The following is a 23,119-nucleotide window of genomic DNA, read 5'->3' on the forward strand; positions in this document are numbered from 1 at the left end:
CCGTGAAACCGACGACCCCGCTCAGCCCAGAATTGCAGGCCGATATTGCTGCCGTCCAGCACATCGCCGCCGTGAAATCGATCCTGTCGGAGGTCTGCCGCATCACCGGCATGGGTTTCGCGGCGGTGGCGCGGGTAACCGAGGATCGCTGGATCGCCTGCCAAGTGCAGGACGATATCGATTTCGGTCTCGATGCAGGCGAGGAGCTCGAGGTCCGCACGACGATCTGTTCCGAGATCCGGGGCAGTGGTACGGCGGTGGTGATCGACAACGTCGCCAGTGAGCCGAGATGGCGCACGCATCACACGCCGATCATGTACGGCTTCAAGAGCTATATCTCGATGCCGATCGTTCGCGACGATGGCAGCTTCTTCGGCACCTTGTGTGCGATCGATCCGGCGGCGCGGCGCAGCAGCCTGAACGAGGTGCGTAGCGAGATCGAGAGATTTGCGCGGACGATCGCAGGGGAACTCGACGCTCTCAGCGCTGATCTCGCGGCTTCCAGGTGAGGACCCGCCAAGCGTAGAGCAGGACGACCAGCACCATCGTCGCCATCGCGGCCGGGCCGACATAATGTTCGAGCTGCTTGAAATTGGTGCCGAGATAGAAGCCGGCGCCCGCAAGCACGCAGTTCCAGATCGCCGCGCCACCCCCCGTCCAGACCAAGAACTTCCAGCGGTTCATGTGCGCCATGCCAGCGGGGAGCGACACGATCGTGCGGAAGGCGGGCATGAAGCGAAACACGAACACGATCCACTGACCATGGCTGCGGAAGAAACGGTGCAGCGACTCCACGTCCTGCCACTCGATCGCCAACCAGCGCCCATATCGATCGACCAGCGGCCGGAACCTTTGATAGCCGACGCGACGTCCAAGTTCGTACCAGAAGACATTGCCGGCCACCGTGCCCATCGTGCCGAACGCGATCAGCGGAACGATCGCCATCTGCCCTCGCGCCACCGCGATGCCGCCAAGACCCATGATCACTTCGGACGGGATGGGCGGAATGATATTCTCGAGCGCCATCAGCAGGAAGATGCCGAAATACCCGCCCCAGGCGATCAGGTTGACGATGAGGTCGGTCATGGTGTGGTCTAACCATTCGCGGTCGGAAAGGTGCCGTCACCCCTAATCCGTCCGTGCTGAGCTTGTCGAAGCATTGCCCTTCTTCACTTCCGCCGAACAGAAGGGCGGTGCTTCGACAAGCTCAGCACAGACGGCGTTCGAAACGAACGGACAATTTGGAATGAACGGGCGAGCTAGCTCTTCGCCGCCACCTTCGCCTCGATCGCCGCCCAGATCATCGCCGCCGTATCCACGCCGTCGAACCGGTCGATCGCCACCAGCCCGGTGGGGGAGGTGACGTTGATCTCGGTCAGCCACTGGCCGCCGATCACGTCGATGCCGACGAACAGCAGCCCGCGCTTCTTCAGTTCCGGGCCGAGCACGGCGCAGATCTCGCGCTCCTTGTCCGTCAGGTCGGTCTTCACCGCCGAACCGCCGACCGCGAGGTTAGAGCGGATTTCGCCCTCGCCCGGCAGGCGGTTGATCGCGCCGACCACCTCGCCATCGACCAGCACGATGCGCTTGTCGCCCTTGGCCACGTCGGGCAGGAACGCCTGGATCATGTGCGGCTCGCGCCACGTCATGTTGAACACCTCGATCAGCGCGGACAGGTTCGCGCCGTCCGATCCGACCTTGAAGATCGCCTTGCCGCCATTGCCGTGCAGCGGCTTGATGACGATCTCCTTGTGCTTCGCGAGGAAGCCTCGGGCTTCTTCCAGGCTGCGCGTGACAAGCGTCGGCGGCATGAATTGCGGGTAATCCAGCACGAAAACCTTTTCCGGCGCGTTGCGCACGCTGGCGGGGTCGTTGACGACCAAAGTCTTGTGCGCGATCCGCTCGAGCAGATGCGTCGCGGTGATGTAGCCCAGGTCGAACGGAGGATCCTGCCGCATCAGCACGACGTCCGCATCCTCGCCGAGATCGAGACTGACCGACGCCCCGAACGCGAAGTGATCGCCAACCACGCGCTGCACCGTCACCGGCTGAGCCTTCGCCCAGACGCGACCATCGGCATAGTTCAGATCCTCGGCGTCATAATGAAACAGCCGGTGCCCGCGCGCCTGCGCCGACAGCATCAGCGCGAAGGTCGAGTCGCCCGCGATGTTGATCGACTGGATGGGGTCCATCTGGACGGCGACGGTGAGCGGCATCGAAGGATCCTTTTCCCACGCCTCCCTCGTCACCCCAGCGCAGGCTGGGGTGACGAGGGAGGCGAGCGTTACGCCCGCACCACGAGACCCCAGCCTGCGCTGGGGTGACGGGATGGACTGATCGGGCAGATAGGGGCGGGCCGCGGGAATGTCACCCGACCGCGTCACCCGATCCCGCTCAACCGATCCAGGCATTCTCGATATGGCGGGGCCGCTCGCCGGGCGCGATCAGGATCACGTCGACACGGATGTCGTCGCCCGGGCCGGCATAGGTCGGCATCAGCACCTCGGCGGCCGCCGCGACGCGCGCGAGCCGGCGTTCGTCGATCGCGTGATCGAGCTCGGCGGCCGTCTTGCGGAGTTTCACCTCGACGAACGCGACCAGATTGCCCTTCCGCGCGACCAAGTCGACCTCCCCGGCGGGAGTGCGCACGCGACGATCCAGGATACGCCAGCCTTTCAGCCGCAGCCACCAGCCGGCAAGGCGTTCACCTCGGCGGCCGGAAGCTTCGGCGGTGCGGCGGTCACGCATTTCTTAGCCCCTCCCCTGAAGGGGAGGGGCTTCAGGAAGAAAACCCCCGTTCACCCCTTCATCTCCAGCGCCCGCGCATAAAGCGCCTTGCGATCCACGCCGAGCTTCTTGGCCACCTCGCTCGCCGCCTGCCCGGTGGACAGTCGCGTCAGCGCCTCCGCCAGCGCGGCGTCCGCATCCGCTTCGCTCGCCGCCTCCGGCTCGCCCGGCGGCGCGATGACGATCACGATCTCGCCCCTGGGCGGCGCATCGGCATAGCGCTCAGCCAACTGGCCCAACGTTCCCGTCACCGCTTCCTCGAACCTTTTGGTGATCTCGCGCGTCACCGCCGCATCGCGGTCGCCCAGTTCCTCCGCCAGCGTCGCCAGCGTCGCGCCCAGGCGCGGACCGGATTCATACAGTACCAAAGTCGCGCGCACCGCCGCGACCTCGCGGATCGCCGTCGCGCGGGCGGCGGCTTTGGGCGGGAGGAATCCCAGGTATAGGAACCGGTCGGTCGGCAATCCCGCCAGCGTGAGCGCCGCGATGGCCGCGCAGGGGCCGGGGACCGTCACCACCAGATGCCCCGCCGCGCGCGCATCGCGGACCAGTTTGTAACCCGGATCGGAAATCAGCGGCGTGCCCGCGTCCGACACCAGCGCGACCGCCTCATGCCCCATCCGCGCGATCAGGCCGGGGCGCACCCCTTCGGCATTATGATCGTGATACGGCGTCATCGGCCGTTTGATGCCGATATGGTGAAGCAGTTTCGCGGTGACGCGGCTGTCCTCCACCGCGATCACCGCGCAGCCCGCCAGCACCTCGGCGGCACGCGGCGAGAGATCGCCGAGATTGCCGATCGGGGTGGCGACGATATAGAGACCGGGTACAAGACCGGACGCGGGTTCGGCATTCATCATGGGAAACGTCATGGCAGAGGGCTTATCGATACCGCAACGGGGCATGTCGCTTGCCAGATGGATGACGGTCGCCGCCGCGCTCGTGCTGAGCGCGTGCCAGACGGTCGTGCCGCGCGGCCCCGCGCCGACGATCCGACCGCAGCCGACCCGTCCGCAGACGACCGGCCCGACTCAGGTCGATCCCGGCATCCCGACCGATACCGCGCGCCACCGCGTCGCCCTGCTCGTGCCGCTGACCGGATCGAACGCCGGCGTAGGGCAGAGCATCTCCAACGCCACCCAACTCGCCTTGCTAGATACGAACAACGAACGCATCCGCATCACGACCTACGACACGGCGGCACTGGGCTCGGCGAACGCGGCACAGCGCGCGATCGACGACGGCAATCGCCTGATCCTCGGACCGTTGCTCGCCGATGACGTCAAGGCGGTGGCACCGGTGGCGAAGCGCGCCGGCGTGCCGGTGGTCAGCTTCTCCAACGACGCCAGCGCGGCGGGCAACGGATCGTATCTGATGGGCTACATGCCCGGCCAGTCGATCACCCGCGTGGTCGATTATGCGCGCGGACAAGGCATGTCGAGCTTCGCCGGGCTGGTGCCGAACGGCCTATATGGCGAACGCGCCTCGACTTCGTTCCTGCGCGCCGTCGAAGGCGCGGGCGGGCAGGTCGTGACGCTGCAGACCTATGATCGCGCGCCCGGATCGATCAGCGCGGCGATCACACGCATGGGGCACAATTCGCCGTACGAGGCGGTGCTGATCGCGGATGCGGCGAACAGCGCGGCGGCGGCGGTGCCGATCCTGCGCAAGAGCGGCGCCGCCAGCGCCCGCGTGCTCGGCACCGAACTGTGGAACTCGGATGCCTCGGTCAACGGCAAGCCCGCGCTGAACGGTGCGTGGTTCGCCAGCGTGCCGGATGCACTGTACCGCCAATATGCCGCGAAATACCGCGCCCGCTTCGGCACCGCGCCGTTCCGCCTGTCGAGCCTCGGTTACGACGCGGTACTGCTGACGGTACGCATCGCGCGCGACTGGCCGATCGGATCGGCCTTTCCCGAGGACAAGTTGAAGGATCGCGGCGGTTTCGGCGGGATCGACGGCGCGTTCCGCTTCGGCCGCGACAATATCGCGGAGCGGGCGCTGGAAGTGCAGGAGATCCGCGGCGGGACGACCGTGATCGTGTCCCCGGCGCCGACCGGATTCTTGAAGTAGGCCCAAGTATCCGTCATCCTGAACTCGTTTCAGAATCCACCTTTCCCCTCGGAGCGGCGGGAGTGTGGCACGGTGGATCCTGAAGCAAGTTCAGGATGACGGTCGAGTTGGTTGGACGGTCAGCTACGATTACGTGGCTTATGACCGCACCACGATCGGCAAGATCGCGTCGAGCAAGATCATCCCCGCCTCGGTGATCGCCAGGCGATCGCCGTCGCGTCGCGCCAGACCCTGATCCTCCAATTTAGCCAGCGCCGGCAGATCGACCAGCCCGGGGATCGTTGTCTCCCCCAGCCGCGCGATGCGGGCGAGATCGACGCCCTCGCGCAGGCGCAAGCCCATCAGCAACGCTTCGGTCGCGCGGGTGCGGGGCGCGAGCGGTTCCTCGATCTCGATCCCGTGCTGATTGCGCTCGATCGCCGCCATCCAGTTTTCGGGCTTCCTGCGCCGCACCGTGGCGAGGCCACCGCGTCGCCCGTGCGCGCCCGGGCCGATGCCGAGATAATCCTGATAGCGCCAGTAGACGAGATTGTGGCGGCTCTCCGATCCGGGCCGCGCGTGATTGGAGATTTCGTAGGCGGGCAGGCCGGCGGCGGCCGTCACGGCGCGGGTCGCTTCGAACAGATCGGCGGCGCTGTCGCCGTCGGGGATGACGATCCGGCCCGCCGCCGCCTCGGTCGCGAAGCGCGTGCCGGGCTCGATCGTCAATTGATAGAGCGAGAGGTGTTCGGTCCCGAACGCCAGCGCGCGGGCGAGCTCACGGTCCCAGTCGCCGAGCGTCTGGCCGGGCCGGGCGTAGATGAGGTCGAAACTGACGCGCGCGAACGCCGCCTGCGCCGTCTCCAGCGCCGCCAGCCCCTCGCGCACGTCATGCGCGCGGCCGAGGAATTCAAGCGCCTCGTTGTCGAGCGCTTGCAGCCCGAGCGACACGCGGTTGACGCCGGCGCGCGCGATATCGGCGAAGCGAGCAGCCTCGACCGAGGAGGGGTTGGCCTCCAAAGTGATCTCGATATCCTCGGTAAAGCCCCAGGCCTCCTCCGCGGCGCGAATGATCGCCGCGGTGGTCTCGGGCGGCATCAGCGAGGGCGTGCCGCCACCGAAGAAGATCGAGCCGAGCCTGCGTCCCGGGGTAAGCGCCGCCTCGTGCGCCAGATCGGCGAGCAGCCCGGCGCGCCATGCGGCCTGGTCCACGGAATCGCGGACATGGCTGTTGAAATCGCAGTACGGGCATTTCGAGACGCAGAACGGCCAGTGGACGTACAGCGCCAGCGGCGGTGCCGCGCGCGTGAACGGATCTGAAACGGGCGGTTCGGCAAGGCTCATGGGCGCGCGCTATGCGCGCCCCGGCCGCCCGAGGGAAGATGCCGTGCGCCCGGCCTTATTCCTCGCCGGTGCGATAGGCGCAGAACTTGTTGCCATCCAGATCGCGGAAATAGGCACCATAGAACGCCTGCGGCCCGACCCCGCCCCGCAGGCCCGGCGCGCCCTCGTCCTGCCCGCCGAGCGCGATCGCTTTGGCATGCACCGCATCGACCTGCGCCCGGCTGTCCGCCAGCAACGCGACCATCGTGCCATTGCCCGGGTTGGCCGTGCCGCCGTCATACGGCTTGGTGATCGCCAGCATCGGCTTGTCGCGACCCGCGCCGTACAGAGTGAAGCCGCGCGCATCCGGCATCGTGATCAGCCGCCTGCCGCCCATCGTCGCCAGCAGGCCGTCATAGAAGGCCAGCGCTTTGTCGATATCGTTGGTGCCCAGCGTCGTATAGCCGATCATCGTCTCTCTCCCTATCCGCCGGCGGTTCGCCCGCCTGGTCTTGTGCTGGCATAAGCGTTCCCCGGCGACGGCCGGGGAACGTGGATCAGGACTTCGCGGCGGGGGTCGCGACTGCCTTCGGCACCGGCGGGGTGAACTCGCCCGGCTTGCATTCGCCTTCGCGCTTGGCGCTGACGTTCATCACCAGCTTGCCGCCATCGTTGTTGGTGCCGGCCGATTCGACCGACATCTTGATGTTCTGCTCGGTCGCGCTGCTCGTGCCGTCGGCGGTGAGTTTCACGGCCCGACCATCCTTCGAGCAATTGGCGGTAAAGGCGATCTTGCCGCCCGAGATGGTCTTGTCGGTCACCTTGCAGTTGTTCTGCGCGCCGCCCATCGCGGTCAGGTTCTTCTCCGCGTCTTCCTGCGCGGCGAATTCGGGCGTGATGCAGGCGGATACGCCGGCCATCATGTTCATCATCTGCTGCATCTGCGCCTTCTGCTCGGGCTTGATGCCCGGCCCGGCGAACTCGACGATCTCGATCTTTTGGCTCCAGCTGCCCGGCTGGCGCTTCACCGGACCCGAATCGCCTTTGCCGCAGCCGGCGACGAGCAAGGCGACGCCGGTGAGGGCGATAAGGTTACGCATGGACATTCTCCCCTGATTACGGGGCGATCTTTCGAGGTTCAGGCGCGCGAGTGCAATCGTAAAGTCGCGCGCCGCGCCTTGAAGCGCGTTCAATCGACGAAGGCGCGCTCGATCACGTAATGGCCGGGGTTGGCGTTCGATCCTTCGGTGAAGCCCTGCGATTCCAGCATCGCGCCGAGATCGCGGATCATCGCCATGCTACCGCACATCATGATGCGGTCGGTCTCCGAGTTCAGCGCACGTTCGCCGCCGACCGGCGGGGCGAACAGCCGCCCATCCTCGATCAGCGCGCCGATCCGCCCGGCGGTGCGGAATGGTTCGCGCGTCACCGTCGGCACGTAATGGAATTGCAGCAGCGCCTGGTCCGACACCAGGGGATCGGCGGCGAGCTGCGCCGTCAGCTCGTCATGATAGGCCAGGTCGCTGACGCGGCGCACGCAGTGGACCAGCACGATCTGCGTGAACATGTCGTAGATAGAAGGGTCGCGCGCCAAGCTGAGAAACGGCGCGAGGCCGGTGCCGGTGGAGAACAGGAACAGGCGGCGGCCCGGCAGCAGCGCGTCGCACACCAAGGTGCCGACCGGTTTCTTGCCGAGATATAATTGGTCACCGGCGTGGACCGTCTGCAGCCGTGCGGTCAGCGGGCCGTCCGGCACCTTGATCGAGAGGAATTCGAGTTCCTCGGCATAATCGGGGCTCGCGATCGAATAGGCGCGCATCAACGGTTTGCCGCTGTCGGTCGGCAGGCCGATCATCACGAATTCGCCCGAGCGGAAGCGGAAGCTGGCCGGGCGCGTGATGGCGAAGCTGAACAGATGTTCGTTCCAATGCTTCACCCACAGCACTTCCGCGGTGGAAAAGGCGCTGTGGTCCGGAATCAAGGCAGGCGGACGGACGTGCATATTCATGGCCGCTCCCCTGCACGAAGTGTCGTGCCGCACGCAAGACTCGCGGCGACAAGTTTTGCTGCACGTGCGAGATAGTTTACCGCGTCGTCGGCCACGAGCGCGGCGGCGATCCGGTATACTGCGGCGGGATCGGGCGACACCGCAGCGTCGAACAGGCCGAGCAAGATCGCCTCGTCGTCGCGGACGATTTTCCAGCCGTCGGGCGCGAAATGCAGGTTGGCCAGCCCGTCCGTGGCGAGCGCGGCCATGACGATACCGAAATCGGGGAGCACGTCCGCGACGCCGTGCCGGTCGAACAGGGGACGGAGCGCAGCGCGCGGGCACCGTGCCCGCGTCGCCGCGCCGACCCAGACCCGCATCGCCGCGATCAGAAACGCGGCCGGCGGGTCGAGTTCGGCGACATCACGCTCGAGATAGCGATACATCGTCAGCCTCTTGGAGATATTGCGATGCATTCGCAATTAGCGCGAGGTTTTGGGAGGGTCAAGGGCTGCACGCAGCCTTGCACCTCTTCGGCGAAGCCGGGGACAGCACCGATCGTCGACCTTCAGACACGTGAGCGTAATCACGTCTGTTCCGACCCGGCCCCGGCCTGCGCCGCGGAAGCGCATGACTTGCGCAAGGCTGCGCGTGGATGCTCGATGGGACAAGCCTTTGAACATCGGGGAGATGGTCACCGCCAAGCGTTGCCTCGCCCGCGCCCGCACCCCATATTCCGTTCCATGGCAATTCAGATACGCACCACGCTCGACGAACCAGAAACCGGTCAGGCGTTCGTTCCCCATCGCCCTAATCGCCCCGACAAGCTTGAGGGTGGCAAGCCGTTCAAGATCGTTAGCGAATATACCGCCGCCGGCGACCAGCCGACCGCGATCGCCGAACTGGTCGCGCAGACGCAAGCGGGCGAGCGCGATCAGGTGCTGCTCGGCGTCACCGGTTCGGGCAAGACCTTCACGATGGCCAAGGTGATCGAGGCGGTGCAGCGTCCGGCGCTGATCCTCGCGCCGAACAAGATCCTCGCGGCGCAATTGTACGGCGAGATGAAATCGTTCTTCCCCGAAAACGCGGTCGAATATTTCGTCAGCTATTACGATTACTATCAGCCTGAGGCGTATGTCGCGCGCTCCGACACCTATATCGAGAAGGAAAGCTCGACCAACGAATCGATCGACCGGATGCGGCATTCGGCGACACGTTCGTTGCTCGAACGCGACGATGTAATCATCGTCGCCTCGGTTTCCTGTCTGTATGGTATCGGCTCGGTCGAAACCTATTCGGCGATGATCTTCGACCTCAAGAAGGGCCAGGTCGTCGATCAGCGTGAGGTCGTGCGCAAGCTGGTCGCACTTCAGTACAAGCGCAACGACGCGGCGTTCCAGCGCGGCAATTTCCGCGTGAAGGGCGACAATCTCGAGATCTTCCCTTCGCATTACGAGGACACCGCGTGGCGCGTGTCGTTCTTCGGCGACGATATCGAGGAGATCGTGGAATTCGATCCGCTGACCGGCAAGAAGGTGGCGTCGCTGGATTACGTCCGCGTGTTCGCCAATTCGCACTACGTCACGCCGGGGCCGACGCTGAAACAGGCGATGGAGGCGATCAAGTTCGAACTTACCGAACGGCTCAAGGAATTGGTGCCGGAGGGCAAGTTGCTCGAGGCGCAGCGGCTGGAGCAGCGCACGAATTTCGACCTGGAGATGATCGCCGCGACCGGATCGTGTGCTGGGATCGAGAATTATTCGCGCTTCCTCACCGGCCGCATGCCCGGCGAGCCGCCACCAACGCTGTTCGAATATCTGCCCGAAAACGCCTTGCTGTTCGTCGACGAGAGCCACCAGACGATCGGCCAGATCAACGGCATGTCGCGCGGCGATCACCGCCGCAAACTGACGCTCGCCGAATACGGGTTCCGCCTGCCGAGCGCGATCGACAACCGCCCGCTCAGGTTCAACGAATGGGACGCGATGCGCCCGCAGACCACCTATGTCTCGGCCACGCCGGGCGCATGGGAGATGGAGCAGACCGGCGGCGTGTTCGCCGAACAGGTGATCCGGCCGACCGGACTGATCGATCCGCCGATCGAGATCAAGCCGGTCGAGGAGCAGGTTCAGGATCTGATCGTCGAGGCGCGTAAGACCGCCGAGGCCGGCTATCGCACGCTCGTCACGACCCTGACGAAACGGATGGCCGAGGATCTGACCGAGTTCATGCACGAGGCGGGGCTGAAGGTCCGCTACATGCACTCGGACGTCGAGACGCTCGAGCGCATCGAGCTGATCCGCGATCTGCGTCTGGGCGTGTATGACGTGCTGATCGGCATCAACCTGTTGCGCGAGGGGCTCGACATTCCGGAGTGCGGGCTGGTCGCGATTCTCGATGCCGACAAGGAAGGCTTCCTGCGCAGCGAGACCTCGCTGATCCAGACGATTGGGCGTGCCGCGCGCAACGTCGACGGACGGGTGATCCTTTATGCCGATCGCATCACCGGATCGATGGAACGCGCGATGAACGAGACGGATCGCCGCCGCGAGAAGCAGCGCGTCTATAACGAAGCGCACGGCATCACCCCGACCACGATCAAGCGCGACATCGGCGATATCATCAAGGATGTGGCATCGCGCGATCAGGTGACGATCGAGATCGACGAGGACCGCCCGCACATGGTCGGCCACAATCTGCGCGCCTATATCGAGGATCTCGAAAAGCAGATGCGCAAGGCCGCTTCCGACCTCGAGTTCGAAACCGCCGGCCGTCTCCGCGACGAGATCCGCGCGCTGGAACAGGAGGAATTGGGCCTGCCGGTCGATCAGCAAAAGCTGCCGATCATGGGCCGCAGCAACGAAGGCAAGCCCGGCACCCGCAAAACCCGCTACGGCAAGAGCCAGAAGTTCAAAAGCAACCGGCGGGTCTGAAGCCCTCGCCGCCGTTCAATATCCCGAAGGCGGCGGCACGTCCGAGGCGAGCGTTTCAAGCGAAAGGTCTTCCTTGCCTACACCGTAATAGCTCGCCACGCGGTCGGCATAGGCCTGGTCGAACACCGGCGGGTTCGCCGCCCAGCTCGGGCCGCCTTCCAGCACGCGGCGGTCGATCGTCACGATGAACACGTCCGCCACCGGATCGAACGACAGCAGCGCGAAGGGCAGGGGGTAATACGCCTTGCCCATGCCCAGAAACCCGCCGATCGTCAGCACCGCATACATCGCCTGGCCGGTGCGCTTGTTGACCATGAACGCATATACCGAACCGAGCTTGTCGCCGTCGCGGCTGCGGACGGGCATGGTGTCCGTCTTGTTCGACTGGATCAGGAGCTGGGTCGGTTCTGCGGTGCTGGACATTCAAAATCCTTTCGGTTCGGCATCGTAACAGCCAGACGGGCGCGAGGTTCCTAATCTTCCGTGATAAGGCTGGTCCGCTTGGTTTCGGGCAGCAGCAGGAAGGCGATCGTCGCGACGCCGAGGAAGCCGGTGATGTACCAGTAAAACCCCGCCTCCATCCCCGCCTGCTTGAACCAGAGCGCGACATATTCCGCCGTCCCGCCGAACGCGGCATTGCCGATCGCATAGGGGAAGGCGACGCCGAGCGCGCGGATATGCGCCGGAAACAGCTCCGCCTTCACCAGCGCGCTGATCGAGGTATAGGCGCTGAGCAGCATCAGTGGCAGCAGGATGATCGCGAACGCGACGACCGGGCTCTTCTCGACCGCGAGTGCGCTGAACACCGGAACCGTCACCGCCATGCCGCCGATCCCGAACGTCAGCAACATCGGCCGCCGCCCGAACCGGTCGGCCAGATGCCCGAACAGCGGCTGCGCGAGCATATACACGACGAGGGCCGCCGTCATCACCTGGGTCGCCGTCTGCACCGCGAAGCCGCTGGTGTTGACGAGGAATTTCTGCAGATATGTGGTATAGGCATAGAAGGCCAAGCCACCGCCCGCGCTGATCGCGACGACCAGCATGAACTCGCGCGGGTGGGCCTTCCACAGCGCGACGAAGCCGGATTTCGGACGATCTTTCGCCTGGCGCGTGAAGGACGCGGTTTCCGCCAGATTGCGGCGCATCGCGTAGACGACCAGCGCCAGTACCGCCCCGATGACGAATGCGATGCGCCAGCCCCAGGCGGCCATGTCCGCCTTGTCCAGAACCGCCTGCAACGTCAGCGTCACGGCCAACGCGGTTAGTTGCCCGCCGATCAGTGTCACATATTGGAAGCTCGACCAGAAACCGCGATTCTTCCGCGTCGCCATCTCCGACAGATAGGTCGCGCTCGCGCCATATTCGCCGCCGACCGACAGGCCTTGCAACATCCGCGCGAGCAGCAGGATCGCCGGCGCCGCGACCCCGATCGTCGCATAGCCCGGCACCAATGCGATCATCATCGAGCCGGCGAACATCAGCCCGACCGACAGCGCCAGCCCCGCCTTGCGCCCATGCGTGTCGGCATAGCGGCCCATGACGTACGCGCCGATCGGTCGCATCAGGAAGCCGACCGCGAACACCGCTGCCGTGCCGAGCAATTGCGCGGTCAGATCTCCCTTGGGAAAGAAAGTCGCCGCGAATACCAAGGACAGCGACGAATAGGCATACCAATCATACCATTCGACCAGATTGCCCGCCGATCCGCCGACGATCGATTTCAGCCGCTTGGTATCCATGCGTCCCGCTTCCCCTCCCACGGGTTTTCCCCCTACCGCACCCGTCGCGCAACCGGGCGCGCAAGGGAAGGCATTTCGCGCCGCACGGTTGAGCCGACCCGCCGGTTCGCGCATAGCGTCGCGATGCGCCTGCCGATCCGCTCCCTCGCGACCCTCACCTTCATCGCCGGCTTAAACGCCTGCGTCCCAGCGCCCAAGCCGACGCCGCGCCCGGTGCAGCGCCCCGCGCCGTCCCCGGTCGTGCCGCTGCCCGAACCCACGCCGTTGGCGCAGGATTGGCGCGACTGGCCGTACACGCCGGGCGACTGGGTCTATCGGCAGGATGCGCGCGGCTCGATCGCTCTGTTCGGCGTGCCCGGTGCGGAAGCGCAATTCACCATCCGCTGCGACGTGCAGGCGAACGCGATCTACCTGTCGCGCGCCGGAAGCGTGACCGCGCCGCTGGCGATCCGCACCTCCACGCTGCTGCGCACGCTCGCCGTCCAGCCGACCGGCGGCACGCCCGCTTATGTCGCCGCCGCGCTCGCGCCGCGCGACGGCCTGCTCGAAGCGATCGGCTTCAGCCGCGGGCGTTTCGTGGTACAGCAGGAAGGGGCACCGACGCTGGTCATCCCCGCCTGGCCCGAGATCGAACGCGTGACGGAAGATTGCCGCCGCTGACCGTGTTCCTCGCAAAACTGCCGTCATCCTGACGAAGGCCCTGCATCAGACCGTTCCTCGAGAGAGGCGATCGACCCTGAAACAAGTTCAGGATGAGGGCGATAAAATAGAACGCGCCATACCCCTTCAGGCGATTTCGGCGGCCCAGGAATGTCGCGGAAAATATCTGCAATTACAAGACTTGTATCGCACCCGCAAATGACTCACATTCCATTTCGTACCCAAGGCAGGGTACGCCGTTTCAACAATGCGAAAGGAGGTGATCCGATGTCTCATGGTTCAGCAAGGGGGTCGGTTCAGTTCGTTCGGGGGACGCACGCTTAGGCTCTACGGGGTAACCCATCGATAGCGGGACGGGGGGTATTCTCCCCCAGACAACGCCCCCGCCTATCGGAGTCTGGCTGTTCGCATGGTCCTCCAAGCTGGAGCTTCCGGCCGCTGACCATGTCAGGAGGTTGCCGGGGTGTCGCAAGACCCCCGGCAGCCTCTTTTCATTTTTGCGGTTGGGCGGTCATCGATCGCTTGTTTCGGCGAAAGTGTCGACGGGTGCCGATTTCCGTCAGCCCGGACCCGACTGGGGGCCGCTCCCCTTCAGTTCTCCGAGCGTCCCACCGGTTCATCTCGACGGCCATTCGATCGGCAGAGACGGGGCGGCCGACTCTCGCAAATTTCGCTGTTCTACACGGCAGGTTCCATGTCACCTTCGGGCCATGGACCCCATGTCGTTCCGGCCGTTCAACACAGCGCCGACACCTCAGCATATTCAACCTTCGCGCGGCAGGCCGGGCGGCTCGAAAGATCGATCATGATTCGTCCATCCCGTTTGCCCATGTTGCTCGCCGGCACCCTTCTCTTCGCCGCACCGGCCATCGGCCAGACGACGGTCGAGGAGCGCTCGATCGCCGACCTTCAGGTCGACATGGCCAGAGGCACGAGCAGCGAGGCGATCACGCACGCCTATCTCGCGCGCATCGCCGCGATGGATCGCGCCGGGCCGACGCTGCGCTCGGTGATCGCGATCAACCCCGACGCGCTGGCGCAGGCGCGGGCGAGCGACGCTCGGCGGCGGGCGAAGAAGGCGCTCGGCCCGCTTGATGGCGTGCCGATCCTGATCAAGGACAATATCGAGACGCTGGATCCGATCGCGACGACCGCCGGAAGCCTGGCGCTGAAGGATAACGTGACCCGCCGCGATGCGCCGGTCGTCGCCAATCTGCGCGCGGCGGGCGCGGTGATCCTGGGCAAGACCAACCTCAGCGAATGGGCCAATATCCGTTCGACCAATTCGATGAGCGGGTGGAGCGCGATCGGCGGACTGGTGCGCAATCCCTATGCACTGGACCGCACGTCGTGCGGCTCGTCCAGCGGCTCGGGCGCCAGCGTCGCAGCGAGCTTCGCGGCGGCGGCACTGGGCACGGAGACCGACGGCTCGGTCGTCTGCCCGTCGTCGATGAACGGGCTGGTCGGGCTGAAACCAACCATCGGCCTCGTCAGTCGCACGCATGTCGGGCCGATCAGCCACAGCCAGGACACGCCCGGCCCGATGGCGCGCAGCGTGCGCGACGTGGCGATCCTGTTCTCGGCCATGGTCGGCGCGGACCCGGCCGATCCGGCGACGGCAGGCGCGGGCAGATATGCGCGCGATTATGCCAAAGGATTATCGGCGGGGGCGCTGAAAGGCGTGCGCGTCGCGGTGCTGCGGCCGGACATGCCGGCGGCGATGAAGCCGGTCTATGACGCGGCACTGGCCGATCTGAAAAAGGCCGGCGCGGTGCTGGTGGATGTCGAGCCACCCAAGGCCGATGGGCTGAGCGATGCCGAATTCGACGTGCTGAAGACCGAACTCAAGGCCGATCTCGACGCCTATCTCGCGACCACGCCCGCGACGGTAAAGACGCGGACGCTGGATCAGGTGATCGCTTTCAATGCGGCCAACGCCGCGACCGAAATGCCGTTTTTCGGGCAGGAGATCTTCGTGATGGCGGCGAAGACGCGCGGCGTGTCCGATGCGGAGTATCTCGGCGCGCGTGCGAAATCCTTGCGGCTGGCCGGAGCGGAAGGGATCGATACGATGCTCAAATCCGCCAAGGCGACGATCCTGGTCGAGCCGACCTATGGCCTGCCCTGGCTGAGCGACAGCGTGTCGGGCGATCATTCTACGGGTCCGAGCGCGAGCGAGATGCCCGCGGTCGCCGGCTATCCGCATCTCACCGTGCCGATGGGGCTGGTCAAGGGCTTGCCGGTCGGGCTGTCGTTCATTGCTACGGCCTATGGCGACGCGGCAGTGATCGAGGCGGGCTATGCTTATGAGCAAGCGAGCCGCAAACGCGCGGCACCGCGCTATCTTCCGGTCGCGGATGCGGGGCGGGGGCTGGACGGGGTGCGGTGAATGGGAGGTGCCGACATCAGACGCGTTCGCCGAGCCTGGCGAAGTACATCCCACAAACGCTTCTGCGGGACTGGCTCACGCCCTTCCACAGTCTCAGGGCGAACGGAGGCCTTGGCGGGCGGCTTAGCGCCGGTCGCGCTCCAGCAATTCCTCGCGGATGCGGATCGCGTTTAGCGACATCCGCACTTCGAGCAGGAACGCGGCCAGCGCGGAGATCAGCAGCGCCATGGCGAGAATGAACGACACCGCGACGATCGTGCCGATGTGCAGCTTCACCAGTTCCGCAACGAACAAAAGCGCGACGACCAAGCAGGTCATCACCGCGCTCGACACGGCAAGGACCAGGGCTGCGTTGATCACCGACATGCGCTTGTTGAGCAGGCGCAATTCCCACACGTGCCGGTCGTGCTCGGGGCCGGTCGAGCGCGGGTGCAATTGCTCCACCGCCCGCGCGCGATCGACCACTCGAGAGAGCCGCCCGGCCAGCACGTTGAGCAGTGCGCCGATCCCGGCCAGCATGAAAACCGGGCTCAGCGAAAGCTGGATCGTCTGCGCGATGGTGGTGACAGCGGGAAAGGAGAACATCACACGACTGTGCGGGGCGGGCGCGTGCCCGGTCAAGCGCGAACCGGTTGGTAACGCCTGATCGGCTATGGCGCGGACCCATGAATGCCCCGATGTCGCTTTCCGAATTCGAACGCCTGCCGCCCGCCACGCGCGCGGTGGCGCTGGACGGCCTGTCCGGGCTGATCGACCTCGTCGCGGAGAGCAGCCCGGCGAGCCATCGCTTCCTGCGCTTTCAATGGTTTGCCGCCGCGCTTTCGGCTTATGGCGGACGGGCGCGGACGATCGTGGTCGAGGCGGATGGCGAGCCGGTGATCGCGTTGCCGATGGTCGGCTTCGGCCCCGGCCCGGCGCGACTGGCCGCGGTGCCCGGCAGCTACTGGCCGTTCCGCAGTTTCCCCGCGAGTTCAAGCGCCGGCACGGATGCCTATGCCGCCTTGCTCGGCGCGCTGGGTGACGAGGTCAACGCGCTGCGCATCGGTCCGGTCTATGACGGCGATGCCGCCGCCGCACCGTTGCTGGCGGCGGCGCGGGCCGGCGGCTGGGCGGTGCTCGACCGGTTCGTCGCGCACAGCTATTTGCTCGATATGACCGCGGCGCGGGCAGGGGGCACCTGGCCACGGACTTCGACGTTGAAGAAGAACCGTTTCCACGAAAAGCATCTTGCCGACCATGGTCCGCTGGACTGGCACTTCCTGTCCGGCGAGGCGCTGACCGCGGACGCGTTCGACGCCTCGGCGAGCATTGAGCGGAAAAGCTGGATCGCCGTGCGTACCGACGGCTCGGACGCCAAGTTCACTGCCGCCGGCCACGGCGCTTTTTGGCGGGGCGCGGCGACGGATCCGGTGCTGGCGGGCATGATGTGGACGGCCTTGCTTCGCATCGACGGCGTCCCGGTGGCCTTCTCGTTCGACATCAACGCCGGCGGACTGAAATACGCCGTCGCCAACAGCTACGACCCTGCCTTCGCCAAACATTCGCCGGGGAAGCTCCTCTATTACCGCAATCTGGTGCGCGCGATGGAGGACGGGATCGAGATGGTCGATTGGGGGGCCGGCGATAGCGGCTACAAACAGGTGATCGGCGCGGAGCGAGGGCCGGCGATCCGCGATTGGCTGTTGGTAAGGCCCGGCCTGCCGGCGATGCTCGGGCGCGCGTTGCGCCACGTCTGGGAACGCAGCGGTCATGTCGAGGTGACCCAAAGCTAGGATCCCAGGGTCCCCATCAACGCGGCGCTTGAAATAGGTGAAGTCGCCTTGTCCGATCGTCGGAGGCGGCAACGCTCGCCAGACGATACCGTCGATGGGGGCAGGGTAGAGGATCGAATTAAAGCTCGTAATCCCGAGGCCAGCTCGGAAAAGGCGAACAAACGAAAAAGGCCGCCAACCTCTCGCGAGGCGGCGGCCCTTTATCGATACTAACTCCGAGACTTAGGCGTAGGTCACGCGAACCGACGGCTTGGCGCGACGGCGCATGCCGAAGCCGACCATGCCGAAGCCTGCGATCATCATCGCCCAGGTTGCCGGCTCAGGAACAGCCGCCGTCGCGTTGGCGATGGTCAGCGTGTACGTGCCGAAGTCCTGGTTGTCGAAGCCCGCGATGACGGCGGTGTATACCGTACCGGCGAGCAGGTTGACCGTGAAACCGGAGTCGGTGAGGCCCGTGAGATCGTCGTTCGCGATGATCACGTTGGTCAGCGGCGACGCCGGATTGAACGGCGCAGCATAGAGCGCCAGGAACGGGTCGTAGTTCAGCGTCGTGCTGGTAAGCAGGAACGTGTAGCTGCCCGACGCCAGCGGCGAGAACAGGAACGTGTTGTAAGCAACTGCGGTGCCGGCGCTCGACAGGCCGGTCGGCGGGGTGCCGGCGAGCGTGCGATTGAACGTCGGGCCACCGCTGGTGTCGCCGATGACCGTGTAGACGACGGCGGCATTTGCAGCCGGTGCGGCTGCGACGGCGAACGCAGCGACGGCTGCTGCAGTGGTGATCTTGGACATGAAGCTCATGATGCAGCCCCTTCTCGATTGCCGGGGAAGATCCCCGTGGTGATACTCATACTCGGTCGGGCAAGTAGCATGACTCGTGCCAGTCTCGATTTTCCGCCGTTTTTGCTGCAGTGCAGTGTATGGGTGTAAGCGACAGCGACAGCCTGTCTGGGGCGCCCTAAAGTCACCGACATCGTCCGATTGACCCGAGCCGAATGACCTAAATACGGATGTACCGGAAGTACCACACCTCGCGGCCCTGCCGGCGTGCCTTGCGCTCGTAGCGCGTTTCGGGCCAATCGGCGGGGCGATCAAGGAAATCGCGGGGTTCGCGAGCCTGCCAGACGAAATCGCTACGTGCGTTCATGATCATCATCGACCAGCGGCAATAGGTCGGATCGTCGGTGCCGAGGCGAAACTCGGCACCCGGTTTCAGCTTCTTGGCGATCAGGTCGAGCGGGCCGTGATTGATCATGCGCCGTTTGGCATGCCGAGCCTTGCGCCATGGATCGGGGTGCAACAGGTACAGCCGGTCGAGGCTGGCATCGGGCAGCCGCTCGACAACTTCCAGAGCATCGCCCATGTGAATGCGCACATTGGTCAGGTCGCCGTCGCGGACATGGTTGAGCGCGCCCACCACCCCGTTGAGGAATGGTTCGCAGCCAATAAACCCGGTTCCAGGATTGGCAAGAGCCTGGCCGGCGAGATGCTCACCCGCCCCGAAGCCGATCTCGACCTGAAGCGGGCGCTCATCGCCGAACAGCGTGTGCGCATCGAGCGGGCCGGTTTCAGGTACACTGATACGCGGCAGCAAATCTTCGACCAGTGCGGACTGGCCGAGGCGAAGCTTATGCCCTTGGCGGCGGCCGTAAAGTCGCCTTATGGTGATCGGATCGTTCAACGGGCAGCTTCAGGCGACGGCGGCCTTCAGCGCATCGACGAGATCGGTCTTCTCCCAGGTGAAGCCGTCAGCATCGGGTTCGCGACCGAAATGGCCGTAAGCGGCAGTCCGCTTGTAGATCGGCTGATTGAGCTTCAGGTGCTCGCGGATGCCCTTGGGCGTCAGGCGCACGAGCTTCGGCAGAACCTCTTCGACCTTGGCTTCCGCCACCGTACCCGTGCCGTGCAGATCGACATAGAGCGACAGCGGCTCGGCGATGCCGATCGCATAGCTCAACTGGATCGTGCAGCGACGGGCAAGGCCGGCCGCGACGACGTTCTTCGCCATATAGCGCGCGACATAGGCGGCCGAACGATCGACCTTCGTCGGATCCTTGCCCGAGAACGCACCGCCACCATGTGGCGCTGCGCCGCCATAGGTATCGACGATGATCTTGCGGCCGGTCACGCCCGCGTCACCATCCGGTCCACCGATCTCGAACGCACCGGTCGGGTTGATGTAGATGTCCGTCGCGTCGCTGATGAAGCCCTCTGGCAGCGTGTCCTTGAGGACGCCCGAGACATAGCTGTGAAGCTTTTCGTACAGCGCGGGATCGGCATTATCGCCTTGCAGGCAATAGCCCGGCTTGTGCTGGGTCGAGACGACCAAAGCGGTGGCACGCACCGGCTTCTCGTTCTCATATTCCAGCGTTACCTGGCTCTTGGCATCCGGCTCCAGGAACGGCGCGGCGCCCGAATGGCGATCGGCGGCCATGCGCTCGAGGATCTTGTGGCTGTAATACAGCGTGGCGGGCATCAGGCCCGGCGTCTCGTCGGTCGCGTAACCGAACATGATGCCCTGGTCGCCGGCGCCTTCGTCCTTGTTCGCGCCTTCGTCCACGCCCATCGCGATTTCCGCCGACTGGCCGTGAAGGTTGTTTTCGAAGCGGAAGCTTTCCCAGTGGAAGCCGGACTGTTCGTAGCCGATTTCCTTGACCGTGTTGCGTACGGCGGTCTCGATCTCTTCGAGCACGCCCGACGCCCATTCGCCGTTTTCGTAGATGCCCTTGCCGCGGATTTCCCCGGCCAACACCACGAGCTGGGTGGTCGTCAGCGTCTCGCAGGCGATGCGCGCCTGGCTGTCCTTGGCGAGAAACAGATCGACGATCGTGTCGCTGATCTGGTCGGCAACCTTGTCGGGATGACCTTCGGAAACCGATTCGGAGGTGAAGAGAAACGAAGCGCGCATCTGATAACCCTTAGCTTGATATGGCGGCCTGGATGCGGGGCCGGGCGCGCCGGAACCGCATATAAAGCTTTCCTTATATGACGGCCACTAGCCGCGCGGGCGGCGGATGGCAATTGCCAACGACAGGATAAGCACGACGACGAGGCCGGCCATCCAGTTGCCGAGGCGCGCGAACAGCGTCGGCGGATACGGTGCGGGCAGGGCCAATTCGATTGCGCCTGCGGTGTCGGCCGGGACCGTGGCAAGCAGACGCCCGTCGGGCCCGATGATCGCCGAGATGCCGGTCGGCGTCGCCCGCAGCACGGGCAGTCCCTCCTCGATCGCGCGGAGGCGCGCCTGTGCGAGGAACTGCGGCGGTCCCGACGGACCGAACCATGCTTCGTTCGATGGGTTGAAGATCGCCGCCGGGCGGTGCGCGGGGTCGACAACCTCGCCGGAGAAGATGATCTCGTAGCAGATTTGCATGCCGACCAAGCCGAAGGCGGGGAGGGCGATGCCGCGGGGGCCGGGGCCGTCAAGGAAATCCATGTCGCCCGGCACCAGACGGCTGAGCCCGAGCCGCGACAGGATCGGGCGGGCAGGGAGGTACTCGCCGTACGGCACCAAGTGCGCCTTGTCGTACCGCCCGACGATGCGCGCCTGCCGATCGATCGCGAAGATCGCATTGGTGGCGGACACCATCTCGCCGGCCTTGTCGAACTGCACAGCGTTGCCACCGGTCAGCACCACGTCGTTCGGGCCCAGCAAGGCGGCGATGCGGCGCCGCGTCGTGGAGGCATAGCCGAGCCAATAGGCCTCCGGTGGATAGCCATCCTCCAGCATGAACCGCACCGCGCCCTCCGGCCAGAGGATCAGGCGCGGGGCGGGGCCTGGCTTGCCGATCAGCGCGAGCAAGGCCTCCAGGTTCATCTCGGCATAATCGTCCTGCGGGCGTTCCTCCTGCCCGAGATCGGGCTGGACGATGCGGACGCGGGGCGCCTTGGGATCGGCTGTGGTGGGTGTTTGCCCGATCACGAGGCCGTTCGTCGCGAGCACGGCAATCGGCAGGATCGCGAACAGGGCCGGCTTCCAGCGCCGCCACGCCAACGGTAACAGCAAACCAGCGATGACGACCGTCACGCCGGACAGCGCATACGTGCCGAACCATGCCGCTACGTGCGCCACGCCGGGCAGCGGCAGCCAAACGACGCCCAGGGGATTCCAGGGATAGCCGGTGAACAGAGTGGCGCGCAGCCATTCGGTGATGATCCAGCCTGCGCCGAACACCAGGGCGAAACCTGCGCTGGGCCGGCTTGCCAGGTTTCCGGTCGATCGCGGGCTCGCCAGTCGCCATGCCAGCCCGGCCGCGAGCATCGGATAGACCGCGAGATACAAGGCCAGCGCGACCACCGCGCCATAGCCGAGCCAGTGCGGCATCGTGTCCTGGAACGTGAACGCCTTCTGGATCCAGCCGTTGCCGATGGTGAAATGCCCGACGCCGAACAGCCACCCGCGGAGCAGCGCCTGTTTCAGCGTGGGGGCGTCATGGACCAGCCACAGCCACGCGGCGAGGCAAGCGAGCGTGACCGGCCACCAGTCGAGCGGCGCGAAACCGGTTGCGGCAACCGCTCCGAGGGTGAGGGAGATGAGCAGGACGAAGCGTTTCACCCGGGCGCTATCGCCGGGAATGCTGGGCCGCACAATCCTCCCCGGAACGAGAGGTGGCATGCGGGGATGACGGAGGGGACGGGTTGGCCATCAAGATCCTAGAAGTCGGCGGCCGCAGGCGCCGTTTTGGCGACCTACCCCTTCAACCCTTCCCCGTGGCGGAAAGGATAGGCTATCACCGTTCAAATGATCCGCCCCTTCCATCTCGCCTTTCCCGTCCATGATCTGGCCGCCGCGCGTGCCTTCTATGGCGGCGTGATGGCCTGTGCCGAGGGTCGTAGCAGCGAAAGCTGGATCGATTTCGACCTGTTCGGCCACCAGATCGTGGCGCATCTCGATCCCGCCGCGCGGCCCGTCGCGGTGTCCAATCCGGTCGATGGGCACGACGTGCCGGTGCCGCATTTCGGTGTCGTGCTCACGATGCCGGATTGGCAGGCGCTGGCAGACCGTGTCGCGGCGGCGGGGATTGCATTCGGCATCGCGCCACATATCCGTTTCAAGGGCCAACCGGGCGAACAGGCGACGATGTTCTTTCGCGACCCCAGCGGCAACGCATTGGAGTTCAAGGCGTTTCCCGATGACGCGATGATCTTCGCCACCTGAGAGAGTTTGCATGACCCAGCCGATCACCATGGACATCCCCCATCAACAGGGCCGCGAGGGCGTGCGCGCCAAGCTCGATCGCGGCGTCGGCAAGATCGCCGGCGTGGTGCCGGGCGGGGTGGTCGCCGATCACCGCTGGGACGGCGACACGCTGCACTTCACGATCGAGGGCATGGGGCAACGGGTGGCAAGCCGGGTCGAGATATTCGAGGACAAGGTTCACGCGGTGATCGACTTGCCGCCGTTCCTCGCGCTGTTCGCGGACAAGATCCGTGAGAAACTGGCCAAGGAAGCGCCCAAGCTTTTGAAGTGAAAGGCG

General features: G+C 65.4%; 24 protein-coding genes. 8 read left to right on the forward strand and 16 right to left on the reverse strand.

Annotated features, from left to right (window positions below; translation table 11 throughout):
* The first annotated feature begins 2 nt into the window (after nt 1-2).
* A complete protein-coding gene (locus tag ASG11_RS08355) occupies nt 3-509 on the forward strand; it encodes a GAF domain-containing protein (RefSeq protein WP_236697429.1) in 507 nt (168 codons plus the stop codon).
* Here ASG11_RS08355 and ASG11_RS08360 read toward each other — a convergent pair.
* From ASG11_RS08360 to rsmI, 4 genes are all read right to left on the reverse strand, one after another.
* Nucleotides 481-1,086, reverse strand: a complete 606-nt coding sequence (locus ASG11_RS08360) for a DedA family protein (RefSeq protein ID WP_055777656.1) — start codon at nt 1,084-1,086, stop codon at nt 481-483. The two genes, ASG11_RS08355 and ASG11_RS08360, sit on opposite strands and share 29 nt — an antisense overlap.
* 173 nt (nt 1,087-1,259) lie before the next feature.
* The gene (gshB, locus tag ASG11_RS08365; protein ID WP_055777658.1) at nt 1,260-2,216 is read right to left on the reverse strand and encodes a glutathione synthase; all 957 of its coding nucleotides are present in this window, start codon (nt 2,214-2,216) and stop codon (nt 1,260-1,262) included.
* 178 nt (nt 2,217-2,394) lie between these two features.
* Nucleotides 2,395-2,748: a YraN family protein gene (locus ASG11_RS08370; protein WP_055777661.1), complete on the reverse strand. Its 354-nt coding sequence runs from the start codon at nt 2,746-2,748 to the stop codon at nt 2,395-2,397.
* Nucleotides 2,749-2,798: 50 nt separating this feature from the next.
* Nucleotides 2,799-3,659 carry a 16S rRNA (cytidine(1402)-2'-O)-methyltransferase gene (gene rsmI, locus ASG11_RS08375; protein WP_055777664.1) on the reverse strand — a complete coding sequence of 287 codons (861 nt, stop codon included), beginning with the start codon at nt 3,657-3,659 and terminating at the stop codon, nt 2,799-2,801.
* Here rsmI and ASG11_RS08380 point away from each other — a divergent pair.
* On the forward strand, nt 3,658-4,860 hold the full coding sequence (locus ASG11_RS08380; protein ID WP_055777666.1) for a penicillin-binding protein activator: 1,203 nt from the start codon (nt 3,658-3,660) through the stop codon (nt 4,858-4,860). The two genes, rsmI and ASG11_RS08380, sit on opposite strands and share 2 nt — an antisense overlap.
* A gap of 138 nt (nt 4,861-4,998) precedes the next feature.
* Here the strand turns inward: ASG11_RS08380 and hemW are convergent, their stop codons facing one another.
* From hemW to ASG11_RS08405, 5 genes are all read right to left on the reverse strand, one after another.
* Nucleotides 4,999-6,183, reverse strand: coding sequence for a radical SAM family heme chaperone HemW (hemW, locus tag ASG11_RS08385; protein ID WP_055777669.1), 1,185 nt, complete (start codon nt 6,181-6,183; stop codon nt 4,999-5,001).
* 55 nt (nt 6,184-6,238) lie between these two features.
* A complete protein-coding gene (locus ASG11_RS08390; RefSeq protein WP_055777672.1) occupies nt 6,239-6,634 on the reverse strand; it encodes a VOC family protein in 396 nt (131 codons plus the stop codon).
* An 85-nt stretch (nt 6,635-6,719) separates the two neighbouring features.
* Nucleotides 6,720-7,262, reverse strand: a complete 543-nt coding sequence (locus ASG11_RS08395; RefSeq protein ID WP_168371716.1) for a DUF3617 domain-containing protein — start codon at nt 7,260-7,262, stop codon at nt 6,720-6,722.
* An 89-nt stretch (nt 7,263-7,351) separates the two neighbouring features.
* The gene (locus ASG11_RS08400; RefSeq protein WP_055777678.1) at nt 7,352-8,170 is read right to left on the reverse strand and encodes a ferredoxin--NADP reductase; all 819 of its coding nucleotides are present in this window, start codon (nt 8,168-8,170) and stop codon (nt 7,352-7,354) included.
* Complete coding sequence (locus ASG11_RS08405; RefSeq protein ID WP_156363702.1) at nt 8,167-8,595, reverse strand: hypothetical protein; 429 nt, start codon at nt 8,593-8,595, stop codon at nt 8,167-8,169. The genes ASG11_RS08400 and ASG11_RS08405 overlap by 4 nt, the downstream gene beginning before the upstream one ends.
* A 297-nt stretch (nt 8,596-8,892) precedes the next feature.
* Between ASG11_RS08405 and uvrB the strand changes: the two genes are divergently transcribed.
* Nucleotides 8,893-11,082, forward strand: coding sequence for an excinuclease ABC subunit UvrB (uvrB, locus tag ASG11_RS08410; RefSeq protein ID WP_055777683.1), 2,190 nt, complete (start codon nt 8,893-8,895; stop codon nt 11,080-11,082).
* 15 nt (nt 11,083-11,097) lie between these two features.
* Here the strand turns inward: uvrB and ASG11_RS08415 are convergent, their stop codons facing one another.
* Together ASG11_RS08415 and ASG11_RS08420 are read right to left on the reverse strand one after the other, a co-directional pair.
* Nucleotides 11,098-11,505 carry a PRC-barrel domain-containing protein gene (locus tag ASG11_RS08415; RefSeq protein WP_055777686.1) on the reverse strand — a complete coding sequence of 136 codons (408 nt, stop codon included), beginning with the start codon at nt 11,503-11,505 and terminating at the stop codon, nt 11,098-11,100.
* Nucleotides 11,506-11,555: 50 nt separating this feature from the next.
* Complete coding sequence (locus ASG11_RS08420) at nt 11,556-12,824, reverse strand: MFS transporter (protein WP_055777689.1); 1,269 nt, start codon at nt 12,822-12,824, stop codon at nt 11,556-11,558.
* A 123-nt stretch (nt 12,825-12,947) separates the two neighbouring features.
* On the opposite strand from ASG11_RS08420, the gene ASG11_RS08425 reads away from it, so the two are divergent.
* Entirely contained in the window at nt 12,948-13,484 is a 537-nt protein-coding gene (locus tag ASG11_RS08425) for a hypothetical protein (RefSeq protein ID WP_055777692.1), read from the forward strand.
* An 829-nt stretch (nt 13,485-14,313) separates the two neighbouring features.
* Entirely contained in the window at nt 14,314-15,873 is a 1,560-nt protein-coding gene (locus tag ASG11_RS08430) for an amidase (RefSeq protein WP_055777695.1), read from the forward strand.
* Nucleotides 15,874-15,996: 123 nt separating this feature from the next.
* Here the strand turns inward: ASG11_RS08430 and ASG11_RS08435 are convergent, their stop codons facing one another.
* Complete coding sequence (locus tag ASG11_RS08435) at nt 15,997-16,458, reverse strand: DUF2721 domain-containing protein (RefSeq protein ID WP_055777698.1); 462 nt, start codon at nt 16,456-16,458, stop codon at nt 15,997-15,999.
* Between the two features lie 92 nt (nt 16,459-16,550).
* On the opposite strand from ASG11_RS08435, the gene ASG11_RS08440 reads away from it, so the two are divergent.
* Nucleotides 16,551-17,645 (forward strand): GNAT family N-acetyltransferase, encoded by a 1,095-nt coding sequence (locus ASG11_RS08440; protein WP_236697430.1) that lies wholly within the window; start codon nt 16,551-16,553, stop codon nt 17,643-17,645.
* Between the two features lie 222 nt (nt 17,646-17,867).
* Here the strand turns inward: ASG11_RS08440 and ASG11_RS08445 are convergent, their stop codons facing one another.
* The 4 genes from ASG11_RS08445 to lnt all read right to left on the reverse strand — a co-directional run bounded on the left by ASG11_RS08445 (nt 17,868) and on the right by lnt (nt 22,257).
* Nucleotides 17,868-18,443, reverse strand: coding sequence for an FxDxF family PEP-CTERM protein (locus tag ASG11_RS08445; protein WP_055777704.1), 576 nt, complete (start codon nt 18,441-18,443; stop codon nt 17,868-17,870).
* 199 nt (nt 18,444-18,642) lie between these two features.
* Nucleotides 18,643-19,323 (reverse strand): tRNA (guanosine(46)-N7)-methyltransferase TrmB, encoded by a 681-nt coding sequence (gene trmB / locus ASG11_RS08450; RefSeq protein WP_055777706.1) that lies wholly within the window; start codon nt 19,321-19,323, stop codon nt 18,643-18,645.
* 9 nt (nt 19,324-19,332) lie between these two features.
* Nucleotides 19,333-20,550, reverse strand: a complete 1,218-nt coding sequence (gene metK / locus ASG11_RS08455; protein ID WP_055777709.1) for a methionine adenosyltransferase — start codon at nt 20,548-20,550, stop codon at nt 19,333-19,335.
* Nucleotides 20,551-20,637: 87 nt separating this feature from the next.
* On the reverse strand, nt 20,638-22,257 hold the full coding sequence (lnt, locus tag ASG11_RS08460) for an apolipoprotein N-acyltransferase (protein ID WP_082472675.1): 1,620 nt from the start codon (nt 22,255-22,257) through the stop codon (nt 20,638-20,640).
* Between the two features lie 126 nt (nt 22,258-22,383).
* Between lnt and ASG11_RS08465 the strand changes: the two genes are divergently transcribed.
* Nucleotides 22,384-22,800, forward strand: a complete 417-nt coding sequence (locus ASG11_RS08465) for a VOC family protein (RefSeq protein ID WP_055777715.1) — start codon at nt 22,384-22,386, stop codon at nt 22,798-22,800.
* A gap of 10 nt (nt 22,801-22,810) precedes the next feature.
* Nucleotides 22,811-23,113 carry a polyhydroxyalkanoic acid system family protein gene (locus tag ASG11_RS08470; RefSeq protein ID WP_055777717.1) on the forward strand — a complete coding sequence of 101 codons (303 nt, stop codon included), beginning with the start codon at nt 22,811-22,813 and terminating at the stop codon, nt 23,111-23,113.
* Nucleotides 23,114-23,119 lie beyond the last annotated feature (6 nt).

Source organism: Sphingomonas sp. Leaf357, from assembly GCF_001423845.1.
Taxonomy (GTDB): Bacteria; Pseudomonadota; Alphaproteobacteria; order Sphingomonadales; family Sphingomonadaceae; genus Sphingomonas.